Source organism: uncultured Rothia sp. (genome assembly GCF_963507905.1).
Lineage (GTDB): Bacteria > Actinomycetota > Actinomycetes > Actinomycetales > Micrococcaceae > Rothia.
Map to the genome: position 1 here is coordinate 48393 of NZ_CAUOUU010000005.1, position 24418 is coordinate 72810.

Genomic DNA, 24418 nt, shown 5'->3' on the forward strand with positions numbered 1-24418 from the left:
GGGGGATGCACGAAAAAATCGCACCCAACCCCGCGTTTCCACCCAACAGAGCGGCACAGTCAGAGCGGCACAGCGAGTATGCTCTGGCGTCTCAGCGACGGTTTTAGACAGCGGTTTTAGGAGGTCAGCGCAGCAGCAATCTGAGGAATCAGCGCCTCAAAAGCACGCGCACGGTGGCTAATCGAGTTCTTAATCTCGGCGGGAATCTCAGCGCAAGACTTGCCAGCGTACTGCCCCTCGTACAGGGCGTTCTCACCGTTCAGCTCCACGGGGCGCAGAATCGGGTCGTAACCGAAGCCGCCCTCCCCCGCCGGTGCGGTCAGCAGCTCGCCGGGCAGCTCGCCGTACTCGACCGCCTCAAAACCGCTCGGGGAGGCAACCGAGGCCGCGCAGCAGAACTTCGCGCCGCGGTGCTCGGCAGGAATATCGCTCAGCTGAGCCAGCAGCAGGTTCAGGTTCGCGGAATCGTCACCGTGGCTACCCGCCCAGCGCGCCGAGAAAATACCGGGAGCGCCGTTGAGCACATCCACCGACAGGCCGGAATCATCAGCAATAGCGACCAGGCCGGTTGCCTCGGCAACAGCGCGCGCCTTCAGCAGGGAGTTCTCAGCGAAGGTCACGCCGGTCTCGGGAACGTCGGGTGCGTTCACGCTGGAGGCGTCAACCACCTGGGTGTCAACGTCCAGGTCGTCAATGCGTCCGCGCAGAATTTCACGCAGTTCCTTGAGCTTGCCCTTATTGTGGCTTGCCAGAACAATCTTTGCGTCTGCCATAGTTTCTCCTTGTCGACGGAACTAGTTACTGGGACGGGTTAGTGTGCCAGTGCTTCACGCTGAATCTGAGCCAGCTCGGCGGTGCCTTCCAGCGCCAGGTCGAGCAGGCTGTTGAGCTCGTCGCGGTCGAAAGGCGCGCCCTCGGCGGTGCCCTGAACCTCAACGAACTTACCGCTACCGGTGACGACCACGTTCATGTCGGTCTCGGCGCGCACGTCCTCGGTGTAGGGCAGATCCAGCATGGGGGTGCCGTCAATAATGCCCACCGAAATTGCGGACACCGAATCGATCAGCGGGTTCGCCTTAGCGGGCAGAATCTTCTGCTCCTTCGCCCAAGAAATAGCGTCAGCCAGCGCCACGTACGCACCGGTAATAGAAGCGGTGCGGGTGCCACCATCAGCCTGCAGAACGTCACAGTCGAGCACGATGGTGTTCTCGCCCAGCTCATCCATGTTGATGACCGCACGCAGGGAGCGACCAATCAGGCGAGAAATCTCGTGGGTGCGGCCGCCCACGCGGCCCTTCAGCGACTCGCGCGAAGAACGGGTGTTGGTGGCGCGCGGTAGCATCGCGTACTCTGCGGTCACCCAGCCCTTACCTTCGCCCTTGAGCCAGCGCGGCACACCCTCGGTGAAGGATGCGGTGCACAGCACGCGGGTGTTGCCGAACTCGATGAGGGCGGAACCCTCAGCGTTGCGGGACCAGCCGCGGGTAATGGTGATGGGGCGCAGTTCGTTGAGGGCGCGGCCGTCTTCGCGGGTTGCAGTCATGGGTTCTCCTTGAATCTGTCTGCGGGATCTGTGTCTGTCTGTTGAATCTATGTCGAAAGGTGGGCAGGCTGAGTGCAGTTTCGCTAGTCCAGCTAGTTTTAGCACTGTCCAGCTCGTTTTAGCCAAGCTCGGGTTTGGTCTAGTCCATCTCGGGCTTCGCCTAATCTAGCTCTGGCTTAGGGAGCGCAATCGCGGTGTTCAGCGGCGGATCAAGCACCTCCACCACGTTCAGGGTGGACGTGACCGGGTGAGCCTCCGTCGGGCGCGGGTAGATGCGGTAGCTTGCCGCCATTTCGGCGATGCCGACCGGGCCGGAGAAAGCACTGCGCGCCTCCGCGCGGGCGATGTCCGGGTCGTTCCACACGGGCAGGTGGGTCAGTAGCAGGTTACGCACGCCCGCCTCCGTGGCAGCCTCGCCGGCGCGCTTGCCGGTCAGGTGAATACCGCGCAGGGCGTCGTCGCGACCCTCCTGGTAGGCTGCCTCGCAGAGGAACAGGTCAGCACCGCGCGCAGCCTTAACCAGGCCCTCGCACAGGTCGGTATCGCCCGAGTACGAGAACACGGTGTGACCCTCGCGGTCATTGCAGGTGATGCGCAGCGCGTACGGGTCCTTCGAGGGGTGAACCACACGGAACGGCTCCACGCGGAAGGGACCAATCTGCACGGGCTCACCCTCAGTCCAGGTGTGGTACTCAAACTCGGTGCTCATGCCCGGGTCCGGGTCCAGGCCGTGAGTCGCCGAAAGGTACTCGTTAATCGCGGCGGGACCGTACAGCGGAATGCGGCCCTTGGGCCAGCCGCGCGGATCCCACTTGACCGCCACGTGCAGACCGGACAGGTCGATGCAGTGGTCCGGGTGCAGGTGCGAAATCAGAATCGCGTCGATATCGCTCAGGTCGATATGGCGCTGGAGCATGCCGAGGGAGCCGTTGCCCATGTCCATGATGATGCGCCAGGTTCGACCCGCGAAGTCCGTGGCGGTGAGCATGTAGCAACTAGCCGGTGAGACGGGGCCGGGAAAGGAGCCCGTGCAACCGATAACGGTTAGACGCATGAGGTGTCGTCCTTAGTGGTGGTGCCAGAAAATTCAGTGCCTGCGGTAGATTCGGCTGCCTGGTCGGATTCTGCCGCGTCATCGTCGAGGGTGATGCTGCGGTGTGCCGCAAGCATTTCGGGGGTGAGTGCCGCCAGCGAGCCGGTCGGGTAGCGTTCCGCCACGGAGCTGGTGTGGCGCACGTTGGTGACCTCGGGGCCGAGGAAGCGGCGTGCCAGCTGCGAGAACGTCTCAGATTCGCCGGTGGCGAGGAATTCGTGGTGCGGGTTTTCCTCGGGGACCGGGCTTTCAATGGCGTGGTTGAGCAGTTCGCGGTACACGTCCTTCGCGGTCTCATCCGCGGAGGACACCAGGGTGACATCCTCACCCATAATGTAGGAAATCACGCCGGCCAGCAGCGGGTAGTGGGTACAGCCGAGCACGAGGGTGTCCACGCCGGCGTCCTTGAGCGGCTGCAGGTACTCGCGGGCGGTCTCCAGCAGCTCGGGGCCGGAGGTAATGCCCTTCTCCACGAACTCCACGAAGCGCGGGCACGCCACCGAGTGCACCTCAAGGTTCGGGGTGATTGCGAAAGTGTCCTCGTAGGCGCGGGAGGTGACGGTCGCCTCCGTCGCAATCACGCCAATCTTGCGGTTGCGGGTTGCGGCGAGCGCACGGCGGGCGGCGGGCTGGATCACCTCGATGACGGGGATGCCGTACTGGCGGGTGTAGCGTTCGCGGGCATCGCGGAGCACCGCTGCAGAGGCGGTATTGCATGCGATGACGAGCATTTTCACGCCGGAGTCTACGAGTTCGTCCATGATGCGCAGGGCGTTGGCGCGTACTTCTGCGATTTTGAGGGGGCCGTAGGGGCCGTGGGCGGTGTCGCCGACGTAGATGATGCGTTCGTGAGGCAGCTGGTCCATGATGGCGCGTGCCACGGTGAGTCCGCCAACGCCGGAGTCGAAGACGCCGATGGGTGCCGCGGCGGTGGGGCCTACGGGCGCGGGGCTTCCCCAGGGGGTGCGGGCACGGTAGGGATTTGTTGCGTCGATGCTGTCACTCATGTGTCACCTACACTTCGTTATCGGTCGGGTACCACGTTCTATGCTAACTCGCTAAGGTTACCCTTTTAGTCCGTTGAGCGGTTAGATGAGTCGAGAACCACCATTATGTGGTTGTATATGACGATAGTTTGAGGGGAATTTGAAAAATTCGTTCTATTCTTACTCTTTTTCCCTGCCATTTGCCTCGCCAAATACTCCGCCGGTCGTTTCTTCGTCGTCCAGCCCGTCGAGCATGGCGAGCATGAGCGAGTCCTGAACCCAGGAGACGAAGTTGTACACCACAGCCATGTACTCTTCTTGGGTCTCAATCTCGGAAGGGTCGGTGAACGCCGCAATATCTTCTGCGGTGTCTTCGTCCACGATGTAGAGGCGGTCGGCGAGCACCAGGCGAATATCGCCGAGCGCAGCAGCCCAGGCGCGGGCGTGTTCTTCGTTCAGGCGCAGGTCGCTGGACTCAATGTCGAAGGCGAGCATGGCGAGGTTCGCGCGTTTAGCTTCGCGCAGGTCGCGTTCGGTGTAGCGGCGGTATTCGGTGGCGGCCTCGTCGTCGCTGCTTGCGGCGGGGAGTAGGCGTGCTACGGCGCTGTCGGCGGGGATGGTGGGGTTTTCGGTGATGCCGACCAGCGCCTCCAGCGGGTCGACGGTGCCGCCGTCGGCGGTGGTATCTGCCGGGCGCAGTAGCGCGCGCACATCTTCGGCGAGTTCACGGATCAGGTCGCGTTCGGCGGGTTCGAAGGAGGCGGTGTAGCCTCCGGGGGTGCGGCGGAAGGGTCGCGCCATTAGTTTTCTACTTTCTCGAAGGTTGCCAGCAGGCCCCAGGCGTGCATTGCCTGGGTGTGTTTTTCGGCGTCTTCGCGGGAGCCGGTGAAGACGATTGCCTTGCCGTTGTTGTGCACCTGCAGCATGAGTTCTTCGGCGCGGGCACGGGAGTAGCCAAAGTGGCTACGGAAAACGTAGGACACGTAGGTCATGAGGTTGACGGGGTCGTTCCAGACGATGACGTTCCAGGGGATGTCTGCGGCGAGGATGTTCTCCAAGGCGGTGTCGAGGTCGGTGTCCTCGAGGGTTCCGGTGGAGAGGGTCACGGCGGTAGTGTTCATTGGTTTCCTTTGCGGCCGGTTCCCTTTGATTATACGGGCGGGTATGTGTTGCCCCTGTGTGACCCCTGTGTTCGTCCTGCACTACTGCGGTGTTCGTCCTGCGTTGCTCCCGCACAGAGTGCTGGTAATTTGTCATACTACAGCACTTAGAGTCAAGAATACTTTATGTAGTGATTGACACGCCGAATTAATAGGAAAAATACCCTAATCCCCCACTACAATAAACACATGGCTACTACCTCCCTTCTCACCGACCACTACGAACTGACCATGCTCCAGGCGGCACTCGCCTCCGGCGCAGCCAACCGTAAGTGCACCTTCGAAGTCTTCACTCGCCGCCTGCCCGCAGGCCGCCGCTACGGCGTCCTCGCAGGCACCGGCCGATTCCTCGAAGGCCTCGCAAACTTCCGATTCAACGACGAAGAACTCTCCTTCCTCTCCTCCCGCAACATCGTCAACAAAGAAACTCTCTCCTACCTCGAATCTTTCACCTTCAGCGGCAACATCCGCGGCTACGCAGAAGGCGAAGCATTCTTCCCCCACTCCCCCGTCCTGCAGGTCGAAGGCACCTTCGCCGAGGCATGCGTCCTCGAAACCTACCTGCTGTCCATCCTGAACTTTGACTCCGCCGTGGCGAGCGCCGCCTCCCGTATGAGCGCCGCCGCTGGCAACCGACCCTGCCTCGAAATGGGTTCGCGCCGCGCCCACGAACGCGCCGCAGTCTCCGCTGCACGCGCCGCCGTCATTGCGGGCTTCGCGGGCACTTCCAACCTGGAGGCTGGTCTGCGCTACGGTCTGCACACCATCGGCACCAGCGCCCACGCCTTCACCCTGCTGCACGACAGCGAACGTGAAGCATTCGAGGCGCAGCTGCGCTCCCTCGGCGCCCGCACCACCCTGCTCGTGGACACCTACAACGTGGACGATGCGGTCCGCCTTGGCGTGGAACTCGCCGGTGAAGAGCTCGGCGGTGTGCGCCTGGACTCCGGCGACCTGGTCGCCACCGCGGCACGTGTACGTGAACTGCTCGACTCGCTCGGCAACACCCACACCAAGATCACCGTCACCAGCGACCTGGACGAGTACGCCATCGCATCCCTGGCGGCAGCACCCGTGGACTCTTACGGCGTGGGCACCAAGCTGGTCACCGGCTCCGGCGCGCCGACCTCCTCCATGGTGTACAAGGTTGTTGAGCGCGAGAACTCCGCTGGCGAAATGCAGCCGGTCGCCAAGGCTTCCGCTGGCAAGGCATCCATCGGTGGCGCCAAGCGTGCCGCCCGCCGCCTCAACGGCATGGGCATCGCGACCGCCGAGGTTCTGGGCACCCACGAGGACCCGAACCTGCTTGAGGACACCCGCCCGCTCATGGTGGACTTCGTCCGCAACGGCGAACTGCTCCCCGGCTTCACCGGTGAGGAAGGCGTGCGCCGCGCGACCGCCCGCCACGCTGCCTCCCTGGCTGAGCTTCCCGAAGCTGCCCGCCGCCTCTCGGAGGGTGAGCCGATCATTCCGACCGAGTTCATCTAAACCACCCTTCTGAGATACTGTTTTCACCTGGCGAATCTTCACCTGGCGAACCAGAGTGAAAACTCATTCCTACTTGTAAAGGACAGACATGTCTAAGGCACTGATTATTGTTGACGTGCAGAACGATTTCTGCGCCGGCGGCGCCCTCGCCACCGAGCGCGGTGCGGACGTTGCCGCGCTGATTAGCGAATACGTGGAGAACAACCACCACCGCTACGACGCGATTGTCGCCACCCAGGACTGGCACATTGAGCCGGGTTCGCACTTCTCTGAGACCCCCGACTACGTTGACTCCTGGCCGGTGCACTGCGTGGCGAAGAGCGAAGGCGCGCAGATTCACGAGAACCTGGACACCGACTACATTGAGGCGTACTTCCGTAAGGGCCGCTTCGAGGCAGCGTACTCGGGTTTTGAGGGTCTTCTCGCTCCCGAGGATGAGGTCGCAACCGGCGAACACGAGCCTGGTGCGGATGCGTCCGAGGACGGCCCGCAGACTCCCCTGTCGGAGTGGCTGGATGAGCGCGGCATCGAGTTCGTCGACGTTGTTGGTATCGCCACCGATTATTGCGTGTTTGCAACCGCTCGTGACGCGGTCGATGCAGGCTACGAGACCCGCGTGCTGCTTGACTTGACCGCGCCCGTGCACGAGGACAAGCTCGACGACGTGGTTGCCGAACTTGAAAATGAGGGCGTTGAGGTGGTTGAGGTTCTCTAACCTCCACCAGCTCTGCCGGTGACTCGCCATCTAGGCGGGCACTGAATACCGGGCACTGAATATACAGAGGCGGGGAGCCTGGGATAGTACATCCCAGGCTCCCCGCCTCTTAGCGTGCCCGCGGCTCATCGAGCAATACAAACCGAGTAGCTGAGGCTACTTAGTCAACCGAGCCGCTTACTTGAAGCGAACCTCCGCCATGCCGTTCACGCGAACGTTCGGGCCGACCGGCGCCTCCTTAGTGCCAACAATCGCGCCGTTACGCACGCTCGGCGCCAGGTAGGAGCCGCCAGCACCACCGGCGCCACCCTGCTGAACGTAGCCGACCGCGCGGCGCGGGTTCTTCGGGTTGTTGCACCACTGCTGCGAGATGATGATTGCCGAAACTGCGTTCGCCGCGCCGGAACCGCCGCCACCGTAGCCTGCGCCGCCGCCAGCAGAAACCACGGTCTGGTAGCCGAAGAAGTTCTTGCTGATGGTGATGCTGGTGGTTCGCGCGGTTGCGGTGCCGGTCAGGTTCGCCGGGTCGTTCTTGTCGTACTGGTAGGCGTATGCGCCCACGCCGTCCGCACCGTTTGCGTTGAAGCCGTTACCGCCGGTTGCGCCCGCGGTACTGGTGCTGTGGATGACCTGCTTGTTCTGGGAACCGAAGCCGACCAGACCGTGGTCGCCGGTGGGCAGGCTATTGGGGATAGCACCCATGCCACCTCGACCGCCGGAGCCACCCGTGCCGGGGGTTGCGATGATCTGCAGGTTCGCCTCGACGCTGTAGGCGTCGCTTGCGGCAGCACCTTCATAGCCCATGGCGGCTTCTGCGTTGCCGCCGGAGCCGCCGCGCACCCATTCCAGGCCGCAGACCGGGCTGATGGCGTAGCTGGAGCCGGGCAGCGGTGCGGTGGAGCTGGAGTTACGCACGTGTCCACCGCCGCCACCTGCTGCGATAGCAACCACGGTGCCGTTGATCAGCAGTGCGGAGGAGCCACCACCGGATGCGGCGTAAATGCTGCGCTTGAAGTGGGTGTGGGGTGCACCGTCGCCCGCGGTGGGGTTGCCGTAGGTGCGGGGGTTTGCCGCGTCGATAATAGCCTTCGGGCCTGCGGGAACGGTGACCTGAGCGGCGGAGGAGCCGCCCTTGCCGTAGCCTTCGCCGCCGGTTGCGGGCTTGGATTCGTTCCAGCTTGCGCCGTTGCGGGTGACGCGCTCGAGCACTCCGATGCCGCCTGCCGCGGCGATGATTTCTACGGTTGCGCCGGGGGTGACGCTGACGGTGCCGGTGACCTTGGCGCCGCATCCGCCCTGGCTGCGTGCCATGACGGTGCCGCCTGCACCGCCGGTGAGGGTGAAGCTGAGTTCGCGTACGCCCGCCGGGACAGTGAAGGTCTTGACGGTCTTGCGGCCGTTTGCCTGGCCCTTGATGGTGTGGGAGGTGCCGGTCTGCGTATTGTTGGCGGCGTATGCGGGTACGGCGGCGGAGGTTGCGATGATGGGCAGTGCCCATGCTGCGCCAGTGAGGATGGTGCGGCGGGTGGGGTGTGCGTTGTGGGGCATGAGGTTTTCTTTCATGAGGGTTGAGGGTGCGGGTTGAGTAGAGTGAGTAATTTACACCTTTGTGCACTGAGTGCAATATTCATTTTCTAGAGTATAGACCCTGAAAAACATTCTCAACTCGCCACGCTATGACCTCGCCCAACCCAGCATTTCCCGGGCATAGCAAAGGCCCGCAGACACCGAAGTGCCTGCGGGCCTTCAGGTTGGCGCATTACTACCAACCTTTTCCTCAAAAGCCATTGGTTTCATCGTTGAGACTCAACGAGACATCACTCAATGGCGTTCTCCGTGAGTGGCCAAAATACACCAAGAGACCACTCGCCAGAGAAGCACACAGTCCTCATGTCAGATGCGCGCAGATGCGCCCCTGGAGGGACTAAAACTTAGGGGCCGGTTCTCCCGCACCTAATGAGAATTCAGAAGCGGGAGAACCAGAAGGGTTAGTGTCTAACCCACCGAGCAACCCAAGAGGGAGACTCGGATAAGCACGCTATTAGGAGCGCTCGCAGAAGCTGACGACCACGGAGCCGTTGGTACGCTTGCCACGCTCAGTGGTGACCTTCTTGTAAAGACCAACCTCAACGTTAGTAACGTCGGGTGCCAGGTAGGAACCACCTGCGCCACCGCCGCCACCAAGCTGGCCGAAGCCAACGTTCTGGCGGATACCGTTGGGGTTGTTGTTCCACTTCTGGGTCAGAATGATTGCAGCAGCGGAGGTAGAAGCACCGGAGCCACCGCCACCGTAGCCTGCGCCACCACCAGCGGAGTATACAGACTGGTAACCGTTGAAGTTGTGGCCAGCAGAGTCGTACTCAAGACCCCAAGGCTTGCCATTAAGAACGCCCTCTTCCTTCTTGGTGCGGTCGTTGTTATCGACCTCGTAGGAGTAGGAAGGCACGCCGTCTGCACCGGCGCCAGCGAAGCCGTCGCCACCTGCGTTACCGGAGTTGGAAGAAGCGTAGAGTTCCTGGTTGTTGGTGTTGCTAAAGCCAATAACACCGTTGGGGGACTTGCCAGTGGGCAGGGCGGTCTTGGTACCACCGGTACCGCCGATACCACCTGCGCCACCCTTACCAGCTTCAACAGCAATCTGCTGGCTGTGGTCCTCAGTGTAGTAACCGTAACCCTGCTCACCAGCACCACCGGTCAGACCGGATGCGCTACCTGCCTTAGAAGCCATGTAGGGGTACTCGGCACGGTTACCGTTAGACTTCCACCAACCAGCGTCAATTGCACCACTGTAAACGTAACGCTCGTTGTTGGAGCCACCAGCGTTAATAACACCAACGCCACCGCCACCACCGGCAACAGCAACGGGAACACCGTCAATAAGAACAGCAGAGGAGCCGCCACCCGAGGAGGAGAAGAGGCGACGCTTCAGCTGAGAGTCCTTGGGCCACACTGCGTCAACCTTGGAGACAACGCTCGCAGGAATTGCGTCGGTGCCCTTAGAGGAACCACCGTTACCGTAGCCCTCGCCACCCTCAGACGGGTCCAGCGGGAAGTTACCGACACCACCAGCTGCTGCCACGATCTCAACGAGCTGGCCTTCCTTCACAGCAATAGTGCCGGAAATCTGTGCCGAAGCACCACCGGGGACTGCGGGGTACTGAGTACCACCGGGGCCACCGATAGCGACGAAGTTAATCTTGTCAACGTTAGCGGGAACCTTGAACTTCTGGACAGTCTTAGCACCTGTGGAGGTACCTTCGATGGAGTATGCCGGAGTCTTCTTATCTTCACACTCGGTGGAAGATGCGAAAGCGGGAACAACAGCGGAAGCCGCAACAACCGGAGCAGCCCATGCTGCGCCAGCAACAACCTTGCGGCGAGAAATATTAGTAGACATGTATGTCCTTCGAGAGTGATATCTTGGGCATTCACTCCCACCAAGAACGCGGCCGATAAATCCACGCAGGGCAGACGCACGCACAAAAGTGAACATAGCGTGCAGAAGAGAGTGAATGCATGATGTTTCTATACAAGCGTCAGCCCCTACACAGCCAGAAGATCAAAACGCAAAGGTCAGCTTCAAAAGCACAGGGAAACCCAACACTTGGAGAAAGCATACCCCCCCCCGTATTAAATTTTCAAGCGAAAAACGCACACAATCTTCCATAAACCCACTTTGACCTGCGTTATTCAACCAATACTTGAACTTTTATTCACACACATTTCTCCCCTAAATCCCTCTGACACATCTCCTTTAAACAACCTTCAGGCGATGTTTTTCTCAAATTAGGGGGCAAAAACCAACATTAAGTTTTTTAAGAACCACCTATTCCCACTATCTAGTCACCTTATTTTTCCGCGCATGTGCTTTTAAGCACCTGAAAAAACCTTCAGGTAAAAATCACTCAAAGAGCCACAGTAGCCCCACAAACACAGGAAGCCCCGCGAGCGCATACACACTCGCGGGACTTCTCTCTACGTTCTATTCACGTTCTAGCGTCGACCCACGAACCAGTCCGACAGCTTATCGAGACGCGCCTGAATCTGCTCTGCAGAAGCCTGCGCGACCGCCGGGCCGCCACAAATCTTACGTAGCTCATTATGAATCACGCCGTGCGGCTGACCCGAACGAATCGACCACGCCGCCACATTCTTCGCCAACTTATTGCGCAACTCCTTCAACTGGCGGTGATCCACCACCGAAGGTGCCGCAGTCGCCGGGCGGCGTGCCGCATGCTCACGCTGATGCGCTCGCAACAGCGTACCGACCTGTTCGGCATCCAGCAGGCCCGGAATACCCAGGAAGTCCTGCTCCTCCTCACTACCCACGGCAAGGTTGCCGGAGGCAAACTCGGCGCCGTCGAACAGCACACCGTGGAAGGACGCCTCGGAGCCGAGCGCCTCGAACTTGCCGCGTGCCAACTGCTCGGAGGCGCGCTCCTCGCGGTTTGCTTCCTCGAGCAGGTGGTCGTCCAGGCCCTCAACCATGGGGTCGATTTCCTGGGGTGCGCCGCGGTCGAGGGCGTGGTCGCGCTCGACCTCCATATCGTTGGCCAGCATCATCAGCTGCGGCACCGAGGGCAGGAACACGGATGCGGTTTCGCCGCGCTTGCGAGCACGCACGAAACGGCCAATTGCCTGGGCGAAGAATAGCGGAGTGCTGGTGCTGGTGGCGTACACACCCACGGCGAGGCGGGGCACGTCCACGCCTTCGGACACCATGCGCACCGCAACCATCCAGCGCTGCATGCCCTCGCGGAACTCGTCGATTTTCGCGGAGGCTTCGCGGTCGTCTGAGAGGATCACGGCGGGGTATTCGCTGGTGATTTTTTGCAGCTGTTCGGCGTAGGCTTTGGCGTCCGCGTGGTCGGTTGCGATGACGAGCGCGCCAGCGTCGGGTACGGTGCGGCGCACCTCGGTCAGGCGCTTATCGGCGGCGGCGAGCACGGTCGGAATCCACTCGCCGTTAGGGTCCAGGGCGGTTCGCCACGCCTGGGAGGTGATGTCCTTCGTGAAGCCCTCGCCGAGGTTTGCCGCCATCTCCTCACCCGCGGAGGTGCGCCAACGCATCTGGCCCGAGTACGCCATGAAGATGACCGGGCGCACCACGTGGTCCTTCAGCGCGGGGCCGTAACCGTAGGAGTAGTCCGCCTTGGAGCGGCGGATACCGTCATTATCGACTTCGTAGGTGACGAACGGAATCGGGGAGGTGTCCGAACGGAACGGGGTACCGGTGAGCGCCACGCGGCGGGTCGCATCGTCGAACGCTTCACGCAGACCGTCACCCCAGGACAGCGAATCACCAGCGTGGTGAATCTCGTCAAAAATCACGAGGGTTTTCGTTTCCTCGGTGTTGCGGGCGTGTAGCTGCGGCTTATTCGCCACCTGCGCGTAGGTCAGCGCCACACCCTTGTAGTGGCGGCTGATGGTCACATCCGCGTTCTTGAAGTTCGGGTCAATGGGAATACCGACCTTCGCGGCGGCGTCTGCCCACTGCTTTTTCAGGTGGTCGGTCGGCGCCACAACGATGAGCTGGCGGACCGTGCCGCGGTTGAATAGTTCCTTGGCGAGGGTCAGCGCGAAAGTGGTTTTACCCGCGCCGGGGGTTGCGACTGCCATGAAGTCGCGGGGGTTGGTTTCGAAGTACTTCTGCATGGCTTCTGCCTGCCAGGCGCGCAGGCTGACGGAAGTACCCCAGGGGGCGCGGTCGGGGTATGCCGGGGAGAGCTTCGGCTTCACCATACTGTCGAATAGTGTGGGTTCCTCTGCGGGTACGCTCATTCTCTCCTTCTTCCTCGTCTGCATCTGCTGTTGCGGCGGGTTAGGCTCGGGACGGCTGATGCCCGCCGGGCACAGCGAGGTTAAATTCTAGCACCACATCCGCGGGTTGGGCCGGGCTGTGGTGCAAGAATTTGGTGCTCGTCAGCAAAGTCTCATGAGCGGTGTTGGGCCGTTGAGTCTTGTTGCTGCTGCGTGTTATTTATTCGTATTTATTCAGGCGTATCGCCCAGGTTGTGTTGTCTGGGGCGTGCCGTCTGGCGCGTATTATTCGCCGGAGCCGTTGTCGCCGTCGTTGCCGGGTGCGAGGCCTTCGTAGATTTCCTTGCACTGGGGGCAGACGGGGAACTTCTGCGGGTCGCGGCCGGGTACCCACATTTTGCCGCAGAGGGCGCGTACGGGTTCACCGGTCAGCGCCGATTCGAGGATCTTTTCCTTGCGTACGTAGTGGGAGAAGCGCTCGTGGTCGCCGGGCTCAGAAAGCTGGGTTTCTTCACGTTCGAGCAGGGCGGTGCCGCCTGCGGTTCCGGGGCCAAAGGGGTCTTCGATGCCTTCGATCGAGCTCATGTTTCTCCTTGATGATGAGGTGGGATACATAGGGTGAGGGGCGCCGCTGCACGGTTGGGTGATCGGCGCCTTCTCTATTTTAGTAGCAGTTGGGAGGTGCCGAGCCCCCGGGCGGTCAATATGGAGGCATGCCACAGCTCAACCATAGACTCTTAGGTATTGCGGTGAGCTTCTTTCCGCTAGAAGTTCGGGGCTAGAAATTCGTGCGGCACAGAAAAGGGGTTCCGCGCCAGGCTTAGTACCTAACACGGAACCCTTCTCTTTTATTCCTGATGTGCTGGAGCTTCGACTCTTGTTAGTTCGCCTGGAAGCGTGCCACGCGCTCCAGCATCTTGGAGCTGACCTTGTCGTAGCGGTGACCGCCCCACGCCACGCCACCCACGAGCAGTGCGGCACCAATCAGGAGCTGAATCAAGCCACCGAAGACGAGGGTTAGTAGATCTTGGGTCACGAAAATGTACACAACAACCGAGATACCGCCGGGTAGCGCGCTGAGCATCACCAGAATTACGGTGAGCATGAGCAGCAACTGATTAGCGAAGCCCTCATTGTTCTTCGGGTTCTTGAACGGGTTAGCACCCGGAGGCGCCACGGGCGGGCTAATGAAGGTGTCCATCACGCTGCCCATACCAGCCGCTGCGGCGAGCACGCCCAGCTGGTGCATCAGCACGATGGGGAAAAGCTCCAGGTGTCCATTTGCCGCTGAGGCGACGAACACCATCACCACCACGATCGGAACCATCAGGATGCTGTAACCCCAAAGACGGCCGAGACGATCGTCAATACCGCGTAGCGGGGAGAGCACGTGCAGGCTGAATGCGGTGTTGTCGTAGGAGACGAGATAGCACATGTAGTAGCCGGTGAAGACGGTGCAGAAGTACATCCAGAATCCGAAGAGCTGCATCACGCCGCTATTGATGATCTGGTTAGCTTCAGCCGCGTTGACGCCGTTAAAACTGGCCCGACTTTCGAAGGAGCCTACAGAGCTCAGGAACAGGGGCATAGCCACCGTCAGTATCAGGTAAAGCATGGCGGTGCTTGCGGTCAGCAGCTGCAGACGGTTGTCTTTCAGAAATGAGTGCAGGGTTCGTGCCGCCACGGCGCCACGCGGGGTTGCGGGGAACCGTGCCAACAGACCCAAATCACCTGCGGCGACTTCGGCAGCGCTGGCGTGGTGCGCGCTACCGCCCACATTCGCCATGGAGCGTGCCAGGTTCTTACCCCACAGCCACCATCCGCCAGCCAGGTAGACGAGGGTCAGAGCCAGGCAACCAAGGGCGGTACCCATATTGCCGGTCGCCATAAAGTAGGGCACCGCAAATGCCGACCCGAAGGGTGTCACGCTGAGCCACGGCAGGTAGGGCAGCACCTCTTCCCAGTGCTTGGTCAGGTAGGTTATCGTTCCACCGAAGATAAAGCCGGCGCTCATCATCAGTAGCATGGCAACGATCATCAGGGTGTTGGCGATGCGCGGGTTATCATTCAGCGCCATGCCCAGGCGGTTGGTGAGACGAGCCCACACCATGAGGTTCGCAAGGCCGAGCACGCAGCAGATGAGGTACACGACCAGCGCGAGCGGTTGCGATATAAACGCGATCGCACCCAGCAGCACGGCAATGATGCTGGCAATGCCGGGGATACCCACGAACCCGCCGAGGAACTGGCCCTTCTGCAGGGTGGAGGGCTTGATGGGGAAGAGCACGAATCGGCTCTCGTCCAGGGTGCCGTCCAGTCCGCTAAAGAAAATGGGGACAATAGCCCAGGCGAGCGCAATAACCGCGCCTACCAGGAGGGTTCCGAGCTGACCGTATTCGGGTACCTCCGAGTTAGCGATAAAGTATGCGGAGCCGAGGCCGAAGAGCATACCGCCCGCGTAGAGCGCCGCAAAAATCAGGCCGATCAGTGCCCAGATGCTGCGGCGGAAGGAAGCGAGCACATACTGCCACTTTAGTGAGACGAGGTGCCCAACCATGACAATCCTTCCGAGGAGGTGCGGCCGCCGACCAGCTGCACGAATCGTTCTTCAAGGCTCATGCCGGCGCGTACTTCATCGACCGTTCCGGCGGCGAGAATACGGCCGGAGTCCATGACGGCTACGTGGTCGCACAGGCGCTGAACGAGGTCCATCACGTGCGAGGAGATAATGACAGTTCCGCCGGAGGCAACGAAGCCGCGCAGAATGTCCTGAATATTAGCGGCAGAAACCGGGTCGACTGCCTCGAAGGGCTCGTCCAGAATCAGCACGGAGGGTGCGTGGACGAGCGCGGCGGCGAGCGCAATCTTCTTGGTCATACCGGCGGAGTAGTCGGCAACGGCACGGCCCGCAGCGTCGGTCAGGTCCATTGCGGTGAGCAGGTCCTTGACGCGGGATGCGACAGTTTCCTTATCGATTCCGTGCAGGTAGCCGGAGTAGGTGATGAGCTGCTCGCCGGTGAGCTTGTCGAAGAGGTGCACGCCGTCGGGCAGCACACCCAGGTGTGCTTTGGCCTTGAGCGGGTCGGCCCACATGTCGATGCCTCGCACGTATGCGGTGCCTTCGCTGGGCATGAGCATGCCGGTGACCATGGAGATGGTGGTGGTTTTACCGGCACCGTTGCGGCCGACCAGCCCGTAGAAGGATCCGGAGGGGATATCCAGGTTGATGCGGTCGACGGCGACCTTCTGGCCGAATGCCTTGGTGAGGCCGCGAATTTCGATGGCGGGTCGAGCGCCTGCCGCCGGTGCGGTCTGCGGGGTGACGGGTAGCTGAGGTGCTACCGATGCGGGAACTACAGCTTCCGGAGCTGCAAGCTCAGGGTTTACAGCTTCCGGCGCTGCAGATTCGGGGACTATAGCTTGAGGTACTGCCGCGGCGGGTGCTGCCTCTACTGCGGTCTCTTGTACCGGGTTCTGCGGTGAACCTGGTTCTTGCGGATTCGGGTCCTGGGAAAAGTGACTAGTGTTCATATTTTTACCCTACCACCCCCCCATGAGGTCTAGCAGGTTTGGTGATGAAACCTGCATTATTAAGTACTCACAATGCATAATATGGACATTCCGGGGTGCTATAGATGCCATCAAACCGCACTATCAGACAGGTTGAATCGCTGGCTCTCCCCCATCTCAAAACCACTTCAAACCCGCGAACGCAGAACGGGCTACCGCCTACCCCACAGCCCGAGTGTGGGGGTAGACGATAGCCCGTCCGTATTCAAAGTTTCAGCCGGCTAGACCGGCTCAGCTCTCTTCGCGAGCTGTTTTTAGAACAGCGCCATGGTCAGCGCCGCACGTGCCTTCACGGTGCGCGGGTCAGATGCACCCACCACATCGAAGAGCTGCACGAGGCGCTCGCGCACGCGTGCCTTATCGTCGGGGCCGACCGCGCTGAACAGGCGCAGCAGACGGTTGTAGGCATCCTCCACGTGACCGCCCACCAGGTCCAGGTCGGCTACGTTGAAGGCGGCATCAATGTTCAGGGGGTCTGCCGCGGCCGCCGCGCGTTCGGTTGCCAGGTCCAGGTCCTTCACGCGGGCGAGCAGTTCAACCTGTTCCAGGCCGAGCTTCGCTTCCTTATCGCCGGGGTTCTCGGTGATTGCCTTGCGGTATGCGGCGCGGGCGCCCTCCAGGTCGCCGCGGTCGAGGGCGGCGACAGCTTCTGCGTGCAGGGGCGGCAGGGGCTTTTCGTCGTCGGGAACGACCGGGTCGAAGCCGCCGGGCAGCTGGTACTGTGCCGCGAGCTGCAGAACCTGGGAGAGCACATCGCCGAGGTCTTCTGCGCTGACCGGGCCGGTGTAAATCGGTGCCGGGCGGCCCGCCAGAACGGCAACGCCCGCGGGCACGCCGCTCACGCCGAATGCCTGGGCAGCTTCGGGGAGCTTGGTGACGTCCACGGCGGCGCAAATCATGGTGCCTGCGGCGGAGTCAACGAGCTTCTGCACGCCTTCGAGCATCTGCAGGGAGGAGGGCGAGTGCGGCGCGTAGAGCGCAAAAATTACGGCACCCTGGCTGGAGAGCTGCACGAACTTCTGGAACTCTTCGGGGGTGTTGACCTCGTAGCGCCAGGTGGGAGCGGAGGGGGTCTGCTCACCGGTCTGGGCATTGCCCTGTGACCCAGTGTTCTGTGCCCCGGCGTTGGGGTTCAGTTCCATGGCGTTGCGTACGGAGGCGGGAATCTCCTGCGCTGCACCACCCTGGGCAACGTTACCCTGTGCCGCGTTCTGGGATGCGCCGCGGTCTGCCGGATCAAAAATAATGCTCATCCTGGGCTCCTTTACGTTCTGTATCTATTGTTGCGTGCGGGCTAGATCCTTCACGCGTTCCTTCCTCTATTATCCCCACAACGCACCGTTGCGAGCGCGCGTTCTCTGTCGCCTACGCTCTGAGCTCATGCCGGGGATAGCGTTTGGGCTATTGCCCGATCCGCCCCGCTAATATCTCTCCCACATGCGCTCCCCTGTCCTTGGGATTCACCGTGGACGCCGTAACAAAGTAAACCAGCCGGTAGAATGGCACAGTAGAGAAAAAATACCCGGAATGATCCGGAAAGGAAGAGCATGAGCGAGAAGAAATCCTCAGCAGCTCCCGAAGAGACGTCATCGTCTGACGAGCCGCGTAAGAAGGAATCCCTCACCGACCAGATTACGGAGACCTTCAGTGAGCTGACCGAAAGCATCAGTCAGGTGCGTTCTAACCGCCGCCGTGCGTCCATGCCTCCTACGGATACTATTCCGGTGGTTCCCGCCGCTTCTGAGGATGCTCCCCCGGCGCCGAAGGTTGTCGGCAACGGCAAGACCTCCATGATGCACAACCCGGTTGCGTTCGGCTTCCTCATGACCGTTGGCGTGGGTTTGGCGCTTTTCGCCTACTACATTTTCAATAATGTGGGCGCTCTGGTGGGTTGGGTGACCGGTGCTATTTTCATTGCTCTGGGTCTGGACCCGATTGTGCGCCGTCTGGAGTCGTGGGGCATTAAGCGCGGTATCGGTGTGATTGCTGTGCTTGCTGGTTTTGCTGGCGCCGTGACCGGTCTGGTCATGACCATTGGCCCGATTATTAGCGAGCAGGCTTCTAAGTTTGTTCAGTACGCGCCGGGTATCTATCAGAACACGATCGATTCTGATTGGTACCACGAGCTTGATCAGCGCTTTAGCATTAGCAGCTGGGTGAATGAGAACGTCCCGAAGTTCTTGGAGTCGACGTTCTCCTCTTCGCAGGTCAATAGCTTCATGTCGAGCCTGGTTTCTGCGGGTTCTACTCTGGCGCAGAGCGTGACCGGCGTAATTATTGTCTTGTTCCTGTCCCTGTACTTCCTCACTTCGATGGACACCATCAAAGCGTGGGGTGTTCGTCTGGCGCCGGCTTCTAAGCGTGTGCGCGTCAAGTACATTACCGACAAGATTACTGAGTCGGTGGGTAACTACGTGATGGGTCAGGCTCTGGTTGCTGTTCTGAATGCTTTTGTGGCGTTCTTTATTATGCTGTTTCTGGGCTTCAGCTTCCCGCAGTTGATGGCTTTGGTGGTCATGATTCTGGCGTTCATTCCGCTGGTTGGTGGCGTGATTGCGCTGATCTTGACCTCGCTGATTCTGCTGACTCAGGGCTGGAGTATGGCGCTGTGGTTTGCGGTGGCGTACTTCCTGTACTTGCAGGTGGAGGCGTACCTGATTTCTCCGCGTATTATGGCTCGTGCGGTGTCGGTTCCTGCCGGTGTTGCGATTATTTCGGTGGCTGCCGGTGGCGCTCTCTGGGGCGTGCTGGGTGCTCTGATTGCTATTCCTGTGGCAGCTTCCATGCTGATTCTGGTGCGTGAGGTGTTCATTCCTCGCCAGGACCAGCTGTAATACTCTAGATTTCTCTACGCGCTCGTTGCTCTCCCCTAGGGCAGGCATCGAGCTTAGATACGAAGGCGGCGGCTTTGGATATTCTATCCAAAGCCGCCGCCTTTATGCTTATGTGCCGAGCCTTTAGAGCTCAGTAATTTCTTCTGCCACCGGACCGTTGTACTCGGTGGGCAGTTCGGTGGGCACACCGGTCACGATGCTGACAATAGTGTTCAGGACCTGCTGCACGGACTTCTCGCCCACCCACAGGTGCTTACAACCCTCAAAGGGAAGAACCTGGGTACGCGGTACCGCCGCAAAACGCTCACGCGCCGCCGGAGGCTGCAGATAGTCGTCGTGCTCGGGCACCAGCGCATACAGCGGGTTCGAGATCTTGTTCCACTCGTCCAGCTCAGCCGGGTGTACGCGGTGCAGCGGCGGGGAGAGCAGAATAGCGCCGGTGAACTCGTTCGCGTATTCGGGCGCGTACTTGAGTACCAGCTCGGTACCGAAGGACCAGCCGACCAGCCAGGGGTTCGGCAGGGCGCGCACGCGCACGAACTTCAGGATTGCGTCGAAGTCCTTCTTCTCGGCAAAGCCGCCGTCAAAGACGCCTTCGCTGGTGCCACGAATCGAGGAGGTACCGCGGGTGTTAAAACGCAGTACCGCAATGTTCGACAGCGCCGGCAGACGGAAGGACGCCTTCTTGTACACGTGCGAGTCCATGTAGCCACCGTGGGTGGGCAGCGGGTGGAAGGTCACCAGGGTTGCCTTGACTTCGCCTTCGGGTAGGGCGAGTTCACCAACGAGGCGCTTGCCGTCCGCGGTAGTGACGGTGAAGTTCTCGCGGCGTGCCGGCAGAACGGTGCGTGCCTTAATGGGGGTGGGCTCAGCAGCGGTGCTGAAAACGTAGCGGGCGGGGTCGAATTCCTGCTCGCGGGTAATATCGGCGGTGTTGCTCATTGCGTTCCTTCAAGAATTGGATTCGAGAATGTGGACTAGGGTCTTTGGTCTTTGGTCTTTGGCTGCACCTAAAGTGCAGTGTTTAGCCTATTTGCGGCGGGTGCGCCAGCAGTGCTGATGCCAGTGCCTGCGCTCATCAATCGCGCGGCTACGGCCCATCGTGTGGCTCTCCTGCCACACCACCAGGTGCGCGGTTCTGGGCGGAATCGGGCGGTAGCATTCGGGGCAGGTGTAGGTTTTTTGGGCGTTGACGGCGGGAATGTATTGCACCAGCCAGTCGCCGTATCGGTCACGTTCCAGTCGGGGCGCAGGGTCCAGGATCCTGCTGATATCACGCCCTGCGGGTGCTTGACGGTGCCACTTATCGCTGGTGGTGCCGGATGCTCGCCTGCCGGGATGATTCTTACGTGCCATGAGCCCTATTCTACCGCGCCCCGTAACCTTCTCTACCTACCAGCCCTGTCACTGTTCGCTCTGCGCTCTCTGAGTTCTCACGCCGCTTCTCCCCCGCTTTACATCCTGCGCTGGTTCCCTAGCTCATACCCTCACCTGCTAGAGCCTAACACTTGTACCTGCTAGAGTGGACGGATGCGTATTGTCATTGCTGAATGCTCCGTAGATTATGAGGGCCGCCTCCGCGCCCACCTGCCCCGCGCTACCCGCCTGCTGATGGTCAAGAATGACGGTTCCGTCCTCATTCACTCCGACGGCGGTTCCTACAAGCCTCTGAACTGGATGAGCCCTCCCTGCTCCCTGCTGGTGGCTAATCGTGAGGACGTTCCGCAGAGCATCCGTGAGGACCTGGAATCCGATGTTCAGCAGCTGTGGACCGTTCAGGCGGCGAAGAGCGACGACCGCCTCATGATTCGCATCTACAAGATTGAGCACGAGCACGCCACCGACCTGGGTATTGACCCCGGCCTCATTAAGGACGGTGTGGAGGCTGACCTGCAGCGCCTGCTCGCCGAGCAGATTCACACTCTCGGCGAGGGCTATTCACTGGTGCGCCGTGAGTACCCGACCGCTATCGGTCCGGTCGACCTCATGGCGAAGGACGCGCACGGCGTCTCCGTGGCGGTCGAGCTCAAACGTGTGGGCGATATCGACGGCGTGGAGCAGCTGACCCGTTATCTGGAGCTGCTCAACCGTGACCCGCTGCTGGCACCGGTGCGCGGCGTGTTTGCGGCGCAGACGATTAAGCCGCAGGCTCGTACCCTGGCAGAGGACCGCGGCATCCGCTGCGTGAGCCTGGACTACGACGCGATGCGCGGCGTGGACGACTCGGCTGACCGCCTGTTCTAAACGACTCTAGATAAACCGGCTCTAGCTAGGCGGCAACACATAGCTTGAGGGGCGCCTCCCACAACTTGGGAGGCGCCCCTTATTCTATGCTCGCTGTCGGTCTCTGCACACAATCTTTCTGCGCACACGAGCTACCCCAGGTACACCGCCCCAGATACACCAAACGCCGGTGCCCCTCCCCTTTCAGGGAAGAACACCGGCGAGGTGTACACAGTGGCTAATTCCCCTTGTGGGGAACCGGCTTTAGATCTGTGCGTGCTTTGCGGCGATGGTCACGTGATCGTTCGAGACGGTCAAGAAACCTGCGTTGAGGATGGTCTTAATGGTCTCACCCTCAACAGGTTCAATGAGCAGCTCGCCGTCCTGTGCCAGCAGCGTGCAGGTGGGGATCATGCCCGGCAGGATGCCGAGGTCACCGCTGACGGAGCGTGCACGAACGTACTTCGCTTCACCAGTCCACACGACGCGTTCGCGGGAAACAACTTCAACTTTCAGAGCCATGATTACTTAGCTCCAGTCTGTGCCTTGATTTCCTCGTAGCGGCGCATAACGTCGTCCATACCACCAATGTTGTAGAACGCCTGCTCGGGGATGTGGTCCACATCGCCGTTGCAGATCATCTGGAAGGACTCGATGGTGTCCTTCAGCGGAACGGTCGAACCCTCGACACCGGTGAACTGCTTTGCAGTGTAGGTGTTCTGGGAGAGGAACTGCTCGATACGACGTGCACGTGCCACGACGATCTTCTGCTCCTCGGAGAGCTCGTCCACACCCAGAATCGCGATGATGTCCTGCAGTTCCTTGTTTTCCTGCAGAATAGCCTTCACGCGAATTGCGGTGTCGTAGTGCTCCTGACCGATGTACTGTGCGTCCAGAATTCGGGAGGTGGAGGACAGCGGGTCAATTGCCGGGTACAGACCGCGCGATGCGATTTCACGAGAGAGCTCGGTGGTCGCATCCAGGTGCGCGAAGGTGGTTGCCGGCGCCGGGTCGGTGTAGTCATCCGCAGGCACGTAAATTGCCTGCATGGAGGTGATGGAGTGACCGCGGGTGGAGGTAATACGCTCCTGCAGCAGACCCATTTCGTCCGCCAGGTTCGGCTGGTAACCCACTGCGGAGGGCATGCGGCCCAGCAGGGTGGAAACCTCAGAACCTGCCTGAGTGAAACGGAAGATGTTGTCGATGAACAGCAGCACGTCCTGGTTCTGAACATCGCGGAAGTACTCCGCCATGGTCAGACCGGTCAGTGCCACGCGCAGACGGGTTCCCGGGGGCTCATCCATCTGGCCGAACACAAGAGCGGTGTCCTTCAGAACGCCTGCTTCTTCCATTTCGACCCACAGGTCGTTACCCTCACGGGTACGCTCGCCCACACCGGTGAACACGGAGGTACCACCGAAGTTACGAGCCACACGGGTAATCATTTCCTGGATCAGCACGGTCTTACCCACGCCTGCACCACCGAACAGACCGATCTTACCGCCCTTGATGTAGGGGGTCAGAAGGTCGATGGACTTAATACCGGTCTCCAGCATTTCGGTGGAGCCTTCCAGCTCTGCGAAGCCGGGAGCGGCACGGTGGATCGGCCAGTAGGTGTCAGCCTTGATCTCGGAGTTCGGCACGTCGAGTGCGTCACCGAGAACGTTGAAGATGTGGCCCTTCACGCCGTCACCAACGGGGACGGAGATCGGTGCGCCGGTGTCGACTACAGCCTGACCGCGGACCAGGCCGTCAGTCTGCTGCAGGGAGATAGCGCGAACGATCGAGTCGCCCAGGTGCTGTGCGGTCTCGAAGGTGATGGTGCGGGTGCGGCCGTCGAGGGTCAGCTCGGTGGTCAGAGCGTTGTAAATCTCGGGGACCTGACCGGCGGGGAACTCGACGTCGACCACGGGGCCGATGACGCGGGCAATACGACCCGTTGCGCCCTGAGTCGGTGCGGAGACCGATTCGTTGTAGGTGGCAGTCATATTTCTCACTTACTTAGAAAGTTTGGACAGTTGATGGCTTCGTTGGCGTACCAATACTAGGAGCCGAGGGCGTCTGCGCCGCCCACGATTTCGGAGAGCTCCTGAGTAATTTCCGCCTGACGTGCGTTATTCATCAAACGGGTGTACTTGGTAATCAGCGTCTCAGCGTTGTCACCTGCGGTCTTCATTGCGCGCTGACGGGATGCCAGCTCACTTGCCGCTGCCTGCAGGAGGCAGGAGAAGATACGGGATGCAACGTAGCGCGGCAGCAGTTCGTTGAGCACTTCCTCAGCGGAGGGCTCGAACTCGAAGGATGCCGCCTGCTCGTACTCGGCCTTGGTCAGTTCCTGGTCGGGAACGATTTCCTCGCCCATAGCCTTTGCGTCACCCACGTGGATGGGCAGCAGGCGCAGGATCTTGGGTTCCTGAACAACCATCGACTTGAACTCGGTGTACACGATGTGCAGTTCGTCCACGCCGCCCTCTTCGAAGGGCAGATCGTAGGCTTCGAGCAACGCGTCACGGATCTCGACGGCGGTTTCAACGCGAGGTGCATCGGTGTGGCCTTCCCACGCACGGGCGTAGGGGCGCTCACGGAACTCGAAGTAAGCCTTTGCCTTACGGCCAACCAGGTACAGCTGTACCTCCTGGCCGTTAGAGCGCAGCCTCTCAATCAGAGATTCGGTACGACGCAGGATAGCGGAGGAGTACGAACCTGCCAGGCCGCGGTCGCTGGTGACAACCAGGATTGCGGAGCGGCGGTGTTCGTAGGTTCCGAACTCGTGCGGCTTGTGAATCAGCGGGTGCTTGATGCCATGCTGAGTCGCAACCGCAGTCACCACGCGGGTCAGAGCGTTCGCGTAGGGGCCGGCTGCCTGAGCAGCGTTACGAGCCTTGTTAATGCGGGAGGTCGCGATCATCTCCATCGCCTTGAAGATCTTCTTCATAGACGACGTCGAAGCAATCTTCTGTCGGTAAACCCTAATCTGGGCTCCCATAGAGCTTCCTTTCTCCTTGCTTTCTGCCCCGCCCCAGCCTCATAGCTGAGGCGGGGAGAA

General features: G+C 60.8%; 22 protein-coding genes. 4 read left to right on the plus strand and 18 right to left on the minus strand.

Annotated elements, in window-relative coordinates:
* Positions 1 to 116: 116 nt before the first annotated feature.
* The 6 genes from RQ593_RS04660 to clpS all read right to left on the minus strand — a co-directional run bounded on the left by RQ593_RS04660 (position 117) and on the right by clpS (position 4743).
* The gene (locus RQ593_RS04660) at positions 117 to 773 is read right to left on the minus strand and encodes a non-canonical purine NTP pyrophosphatase (protein ID WP_311449935.1); all 657 of its coding nucleotides are present in this window, start codon (positions 771 to 773) and stop codon (positions 117 to 119) included.
* A gap of 38 nt (positions 774 to 811) precedes the next feature.
* Positions 812 to 1543: a ribonuclease PH gene (rph, locus tag RQ593_RS04665; RefSeq protein ID WP_005506419.1), complete on the minus strand. Its 732-nt coding sequence runs from the start codon at positions 1541 to 1543 to the stop codon at positions 812 to 814.
* Between the two features lie 160 nt (positions 1544 to 1703).
* Positions 1704 to 2597: an MBL fold metallo-hydrolase gene (locus tag RQ593_RS04670; RefSeq protein ID WP_005507828.1), complete on the minus strand. Its 894-nt coding sequence runs from the start codon at positions 2595 to 2597 to the stop codon at positions 1704 to 1706.
* On the minus strand, positions 2588 to 3643 hold the full coding sequence (gene murI / locus RQ593_RS04675; RefSeq protein ID WP_049357660.1) for a glutamate racemase: 1056 nt from the start codon (positions 3641 to 3643) through the stop codon (positions 2588 to 2590). Before murI ends, RQ593_RS04670 begins: the two co-directional genes overlap by 10 nt.
* Before the next feature lie 159 nt (positions 3644 to 3802).
* A complete protein-coding gene (locus RQ593_RS04680) occupies positions 3803 to 4423 on the minus strand; it encodes a DUF2017 domain-containing protein (RefSeq protein ID WP_311449936.1) in 621 nt (206 codons plus the stop codon).
* Positions 4423 to 4743, minus strand: a complete 321-nt coding sequence (gene clpS, locus RQ593_RS04685) for an ATP-dependent Clp protease adapter ClpS (RefSeq protein WP_070593485.1) — start codon at positions 4741 to 4743, stop codon at positions 4423 to 4425. Before clpS ends, RQ593_RS04680 begins: the two co-directional genes overlap by 1 nt.
* 228 nt (positions 4744 to 4971) lie before the next feature.
* Between clpS and RQ593_RS04690 the strand changes: the two genes are divergently transcribed.
* Together RQ593_RS04690 and RQ593_RS04695 are read left to right on the plus strand one after the other, a co-directional pair.
* Positions 4972 to 6270 carry a nicotinate phosphoribosyltransferase gene (locus tag RQ593_RS04690; RefSeq protein WP_311449937.1) on the plus strand — a complete coding sequence of 433 codons (1299 nt, stop codon included), beginning with the start codon at positions 4972 to 4974 and terminating at the stop codon, positions 6268 to 6270.
* 88 nt (positions 6271 to 6358) lie between these two features.
* A complete protein-coding gene (locus RQ593_RS04695; protein WP_070690107.1) occupies positions 6359 to 6985 on the plus strand; it encodes an isochorismatase family protein in 627 nt (208 codons plus the stop codon).
* Between the two features lie 177 nt (positions 6986 to 7162).
* Here the strand turns inward: RQ593_RS04695 and RQ593_RS04700 are convergent, their stop codons facing one another.
* The 7 genes from RQ593_RS04700 to RQ593_RS04730 all read right to left on the minus strand — a co-directional run bounded on the left by RQ593_RS04700 (position 7163) and on the right by RQ593_RS04730 (position 17568).
* Complete coding sequence (locus tag RQ593_RS04700; protein ID WP_294626319.1) at positions 7163 to 8533, minus strand: hypothetical protein; 1371 nt, start codon at positions 8531 to 8533, stop codon at positions 7163 to 7165.
* Between the two features lie 493 nt (positions 8534 to 9026).
* Entirely contained in the window at positions 9027 to 10382 is a 1356-nt protein-coding gene (locus RQ593_RS04705; RefSeq protein WP_294626317.1) for a hypothetical protein, read from the minus strand.
* Between the two features lie 596 nt (positions 10383 to 10978).
* A complete protein-coding gene (locus tag RQ593_RS04710) occupies positions 10979 to 12766 on the minus strand; it encodes a DEAD/DEAH box helicase (protein WP_311449938.1) in 1788 nt (595 codons plus the stop codon).
* A gap of 264 nt (positions 12767 to 13030) precedes the next feature.
* A complete protein-coding gene (locus tag RQ593_RS04715) occupies positions 13031 to 13330 on the minus strand; it encodes a DUF3039 domain-containing protein (protein ID WP_005506434.1) in 300 nt (99 codons plus the stop codon).
* A gap of 295 nt (positions 13331 to 13625) precedes the next feature.
* On the minus strand, positions 13626 to 15302 hold the full coding sequence (locus RQ593_RS04720) for a transporter (RefSeq protein WP_311449939.1): 1677 nt from the start codon (positions 15300 to 15302) through the stop codon (positions 13626 to 13628).
* Entirely contained in the window at positions 15278 to 16276 is a 999-nt protein-coding gene (locus RQ593_RS04725) for an ABC transporter ATP-binding protein (protein WP_311449940.1), read from the minus strand. The genes RQ593_RS04720 and RQ593_RS04725 overlap by 25 nt, the downstream gene beginning before the upstream one ends.
* A gap of 293 nt (positions 16277 to 16569) precedes the next feature.
* Positions 16570 to 17568, minus strand: a complete 999-nt coding sequence (locus RQ593_RS04730; protein ID WP_311449941.1) for a tetratricopeptide repeat protein — start codon at positions 17566 to 17568, stop codon at positions 16570 to 16572.
* Between the two features lie 294 nt (positions 17569 to 17862).
* Between RQ593_RS04730 and RQ593_RS04735 the strand changes: the two genes are divergently transcribed.
* Positions 17863 to 19149, plus strand: a complete 1287-nt coding sequence (locus RQ593_RS04735) for an AI-2E family transporter (protein WP_311449942.1) — start codon at positions 17863 to 17865, stop codon at positions 19147 to 19149.
* A gap of 123 nt (positions 19150 to 19272) precedes the next feature.
* Here RQ593_RS04735 and RQ593_RS04740 read toward each other — a convergent pair whose 3' ends face one another.
* Complete coding sequence (locus RQ593_RS04740) at positions 19273 to 20091, minus strand: alpha/beta fold hydrolase (protein WP_311449943.1); 819 nt, start codon at positions 20089 to 20091, stop codon at positions 19273 to 19275.
* Between the two features lie 87 nt (positions 20092 to 20178).
* Positions 20179 to 20505, minus strand: coding sequence for an ATP/GTP-binding protein (locus RQ593_RS04745; RefSeq protein ID WP_080562540.1), 327 nt, complete (start codon positions 20503 to 20505; stop codon positions 20179 to 20181).
* A 174-nt stretch (positions 20506 to 20679) separates the two neighbouring features.
* Here RQ593_RS04745 and nucS point away from each other — a divergent pair, with 174 nt between their 5' ends.
* Positions 20680 to 21393 (plus strand): endonuclease NucS, encoded by a 714-nt coding sequence (nucS, locus tag RQ593_RS04750; RefSeq protein WP_311449944.1) that lies wholly within the window; start codon positions 20680 to 20682, stop codon positions 21391 to 21393.
* Between the two features lie 243 nt (positions 21394 to 21636).
* Here nucS and RQ593_RS04755 read toward each other — a convergent pair whose 3' ends face one another.
* Genes RQ593_RS04755 through RQ593_RS04765 form a run of 3 tightly spaced genes read right to left on the minus strand, consistent with a single transcriptional unit; the run spans position 21637 to position 24358 of the window.
* A complete protein-coding gene (locus RQ593_RS04755; protein WP_070830509.1) occupies positions 21637 to 21894 on the minus strand; it encodes a F0F1 ATP synthase subunit epsilon in 258 nt (85 codons plus the stop codon).
* Positions 21895 to 21896: 2 nt separating this feature from the next.
* A complete protein-coding gene (gene atpD / locus RQ593_RS04760; protein ID WP_005507810.1) occupies positions 21897 to 23360 on the minus strand; it encodes a F0F1 ATP synthase subunit beta in 1464 nt (487 codons plus the stop codon).
* Positions 23361 to 23416: 56 nt separating this feature from the next.
* The gene (locus RQ593_RS04765) at positions 23417 to 24358 is read right to left on the minus strand and encodes a F0F1 ATP synthase subunit gamma (protein ID WP_005506457.1); all 942 of its coding nucleotides are present in this window, start codon (positions 24356 to 24358) and stop codon (positions 23417 to 23419) included.
* Positions 24359 to 24418: the final 60 nt, after the last annotated feature.

Coding starts and splice junctions, on each gene's coding strand:
- RQ593_RS04660 (WP_311449935.1), bottom strand. CDS start 773: ATGGCAGACGCAAAGATTGTTCTGGCAAGCCACAATAAGGGCAAGCTC.
- rph (WP_005506419.1), bottom strand. CDS start 1,543: ATGACTGCAACCCGCGAAGACGGCCGCGCCCTCAACGAACTGCGCCCC.
- RQ593_RS04670 (WP_005507828.1), bottom strand. CDS start 2,597: ATGCGTCTAACCGTTATCGGTTGCACGGGCTCCTTTCCCGGCCCCGTC.
- murI (WP_049357660.1), bottom strand. CDS start 3,643: ATGAGTGACAGCATCGACGCAACAAATCCCTACCGTGCCCGCACCCCC.
- RQ593_RS04680 (WP_311449936.1), bottom strand. CDS start 4,423: ATGGCGCGACCCTTCCGCCGCACCCCCGGAGGCTACACCGCCTCCTTC.
- clpS (WP_070593485.1), bottom strand. CDS start 4,743: ATGAACACTACCGCCGTGACCCTCTCCACCGGAACCCTCGAGGACACC.
- RQ593_RS04690 (WP_311449937.1), top strand. CDS start 4,972: ATGGCTACTACCTCCCTTCTCACCGACCACTACGAACTGACCATGCTC.
- RQ593_RS04695 (WP_070690107.1), top strand. CDS start 6,359: ATGTCTAAGGCACTGATTATTGTTGACGTGCAGAACGATTTCTGCGCC.
- RQ593_RS04700 (WP_294626319.1), bottom strand. CDS start 8,533: ATGCCCCACAACGCACACCCCACCCGCCGCACCATCCTCACTGGCGCA.
- RQ593_RS04705 (WP_294626317.1), bottom strand. CDS start 10,382: ATGTCTACTAATATTTCTCGCCGCAAGGTTGTTGCTGGCGCAGCATGG.
- RQ593_RS04710 (WP_311449938.1), bottom strand. CDS start 12,766: ATGAGCGTACCCGCAGAGGAACCCACACTATTCGACAGTATGGTGAAG.
- RQ593_RS04715 (WP_005506434.1), bottom strand. CDS start 13,330: ATGAGCTCGATCGAAGGCATCGAAGACCCCTTTGGCCCCGGAACCGCA.
- RQ593_RS04720 (WP_311449939.1), bottom strand. CDS start 15,302: ATGGTTGGGCACCTCGTCTCACTAAAGTGGCAGTATGTGCTCGCTTCC.
- RQ593_RS04725 (WP_311449940.1), bottom strand. CDS start 16,276: ATGAACACTAGTCACTTTTCCCAGGACCCGAATCCGCAAGAACCAGGT.
- RQ593_RS04730 (WP_311449941.1), bottom strand. CDS start 17,568: ATGAGCATTATTTTTGATCCGGCAGACCGCGGCGCATCCCAGAACGCG.
- RQ593_RS04735 (WP_311449942.1), top strand. CDS start 17,863: ATGAGCGAGAAGAAATCCTCAGCAGCTCCCGAAGAGACGTCATCGTCT.
- RQ593_RS04740 (WP_311449943.1), bottom strand. CDS start 20,091: ATGAGCAACACCGCCGATATTACCCGCGAGCAGGAATTCGACCCCGCC.
- RQ593_RS04745 (WP_080562540.1), bottom strand. CDS start 20,505: ATGGCACGTAAGAATCATCCCGGCAGGCGAGCATCCGGCACCACCAGC.
- nucS (WP_311449944.1), top strand. CDS start 20,680: ATGCGTATTGTCATTGCTGAATGCTCCGTAGATTATGAGGGCCGCCTC.
- RQ593_RS04755 (WP_070830509.1), bottom strand. CDS start 21,894: ATGGCTCTGAAAGTTGAAGTTGTTTCCCGCGAACGCGTCGTGTGGACT.
- atpD (WP_005507810.1), bottom strand. CDS start 23,360: ATGACTGCCACCTACAACGAATCGGTCTCCGCACCGACTCAGGGCGCA.
- RQ593_RS04765 (WP_005506457.1), bottom strand. CDS start 24,358: ATGGGAGCCCAGATTAGGGTTTACCGACAGAAGATTGCTTCGACGTCG.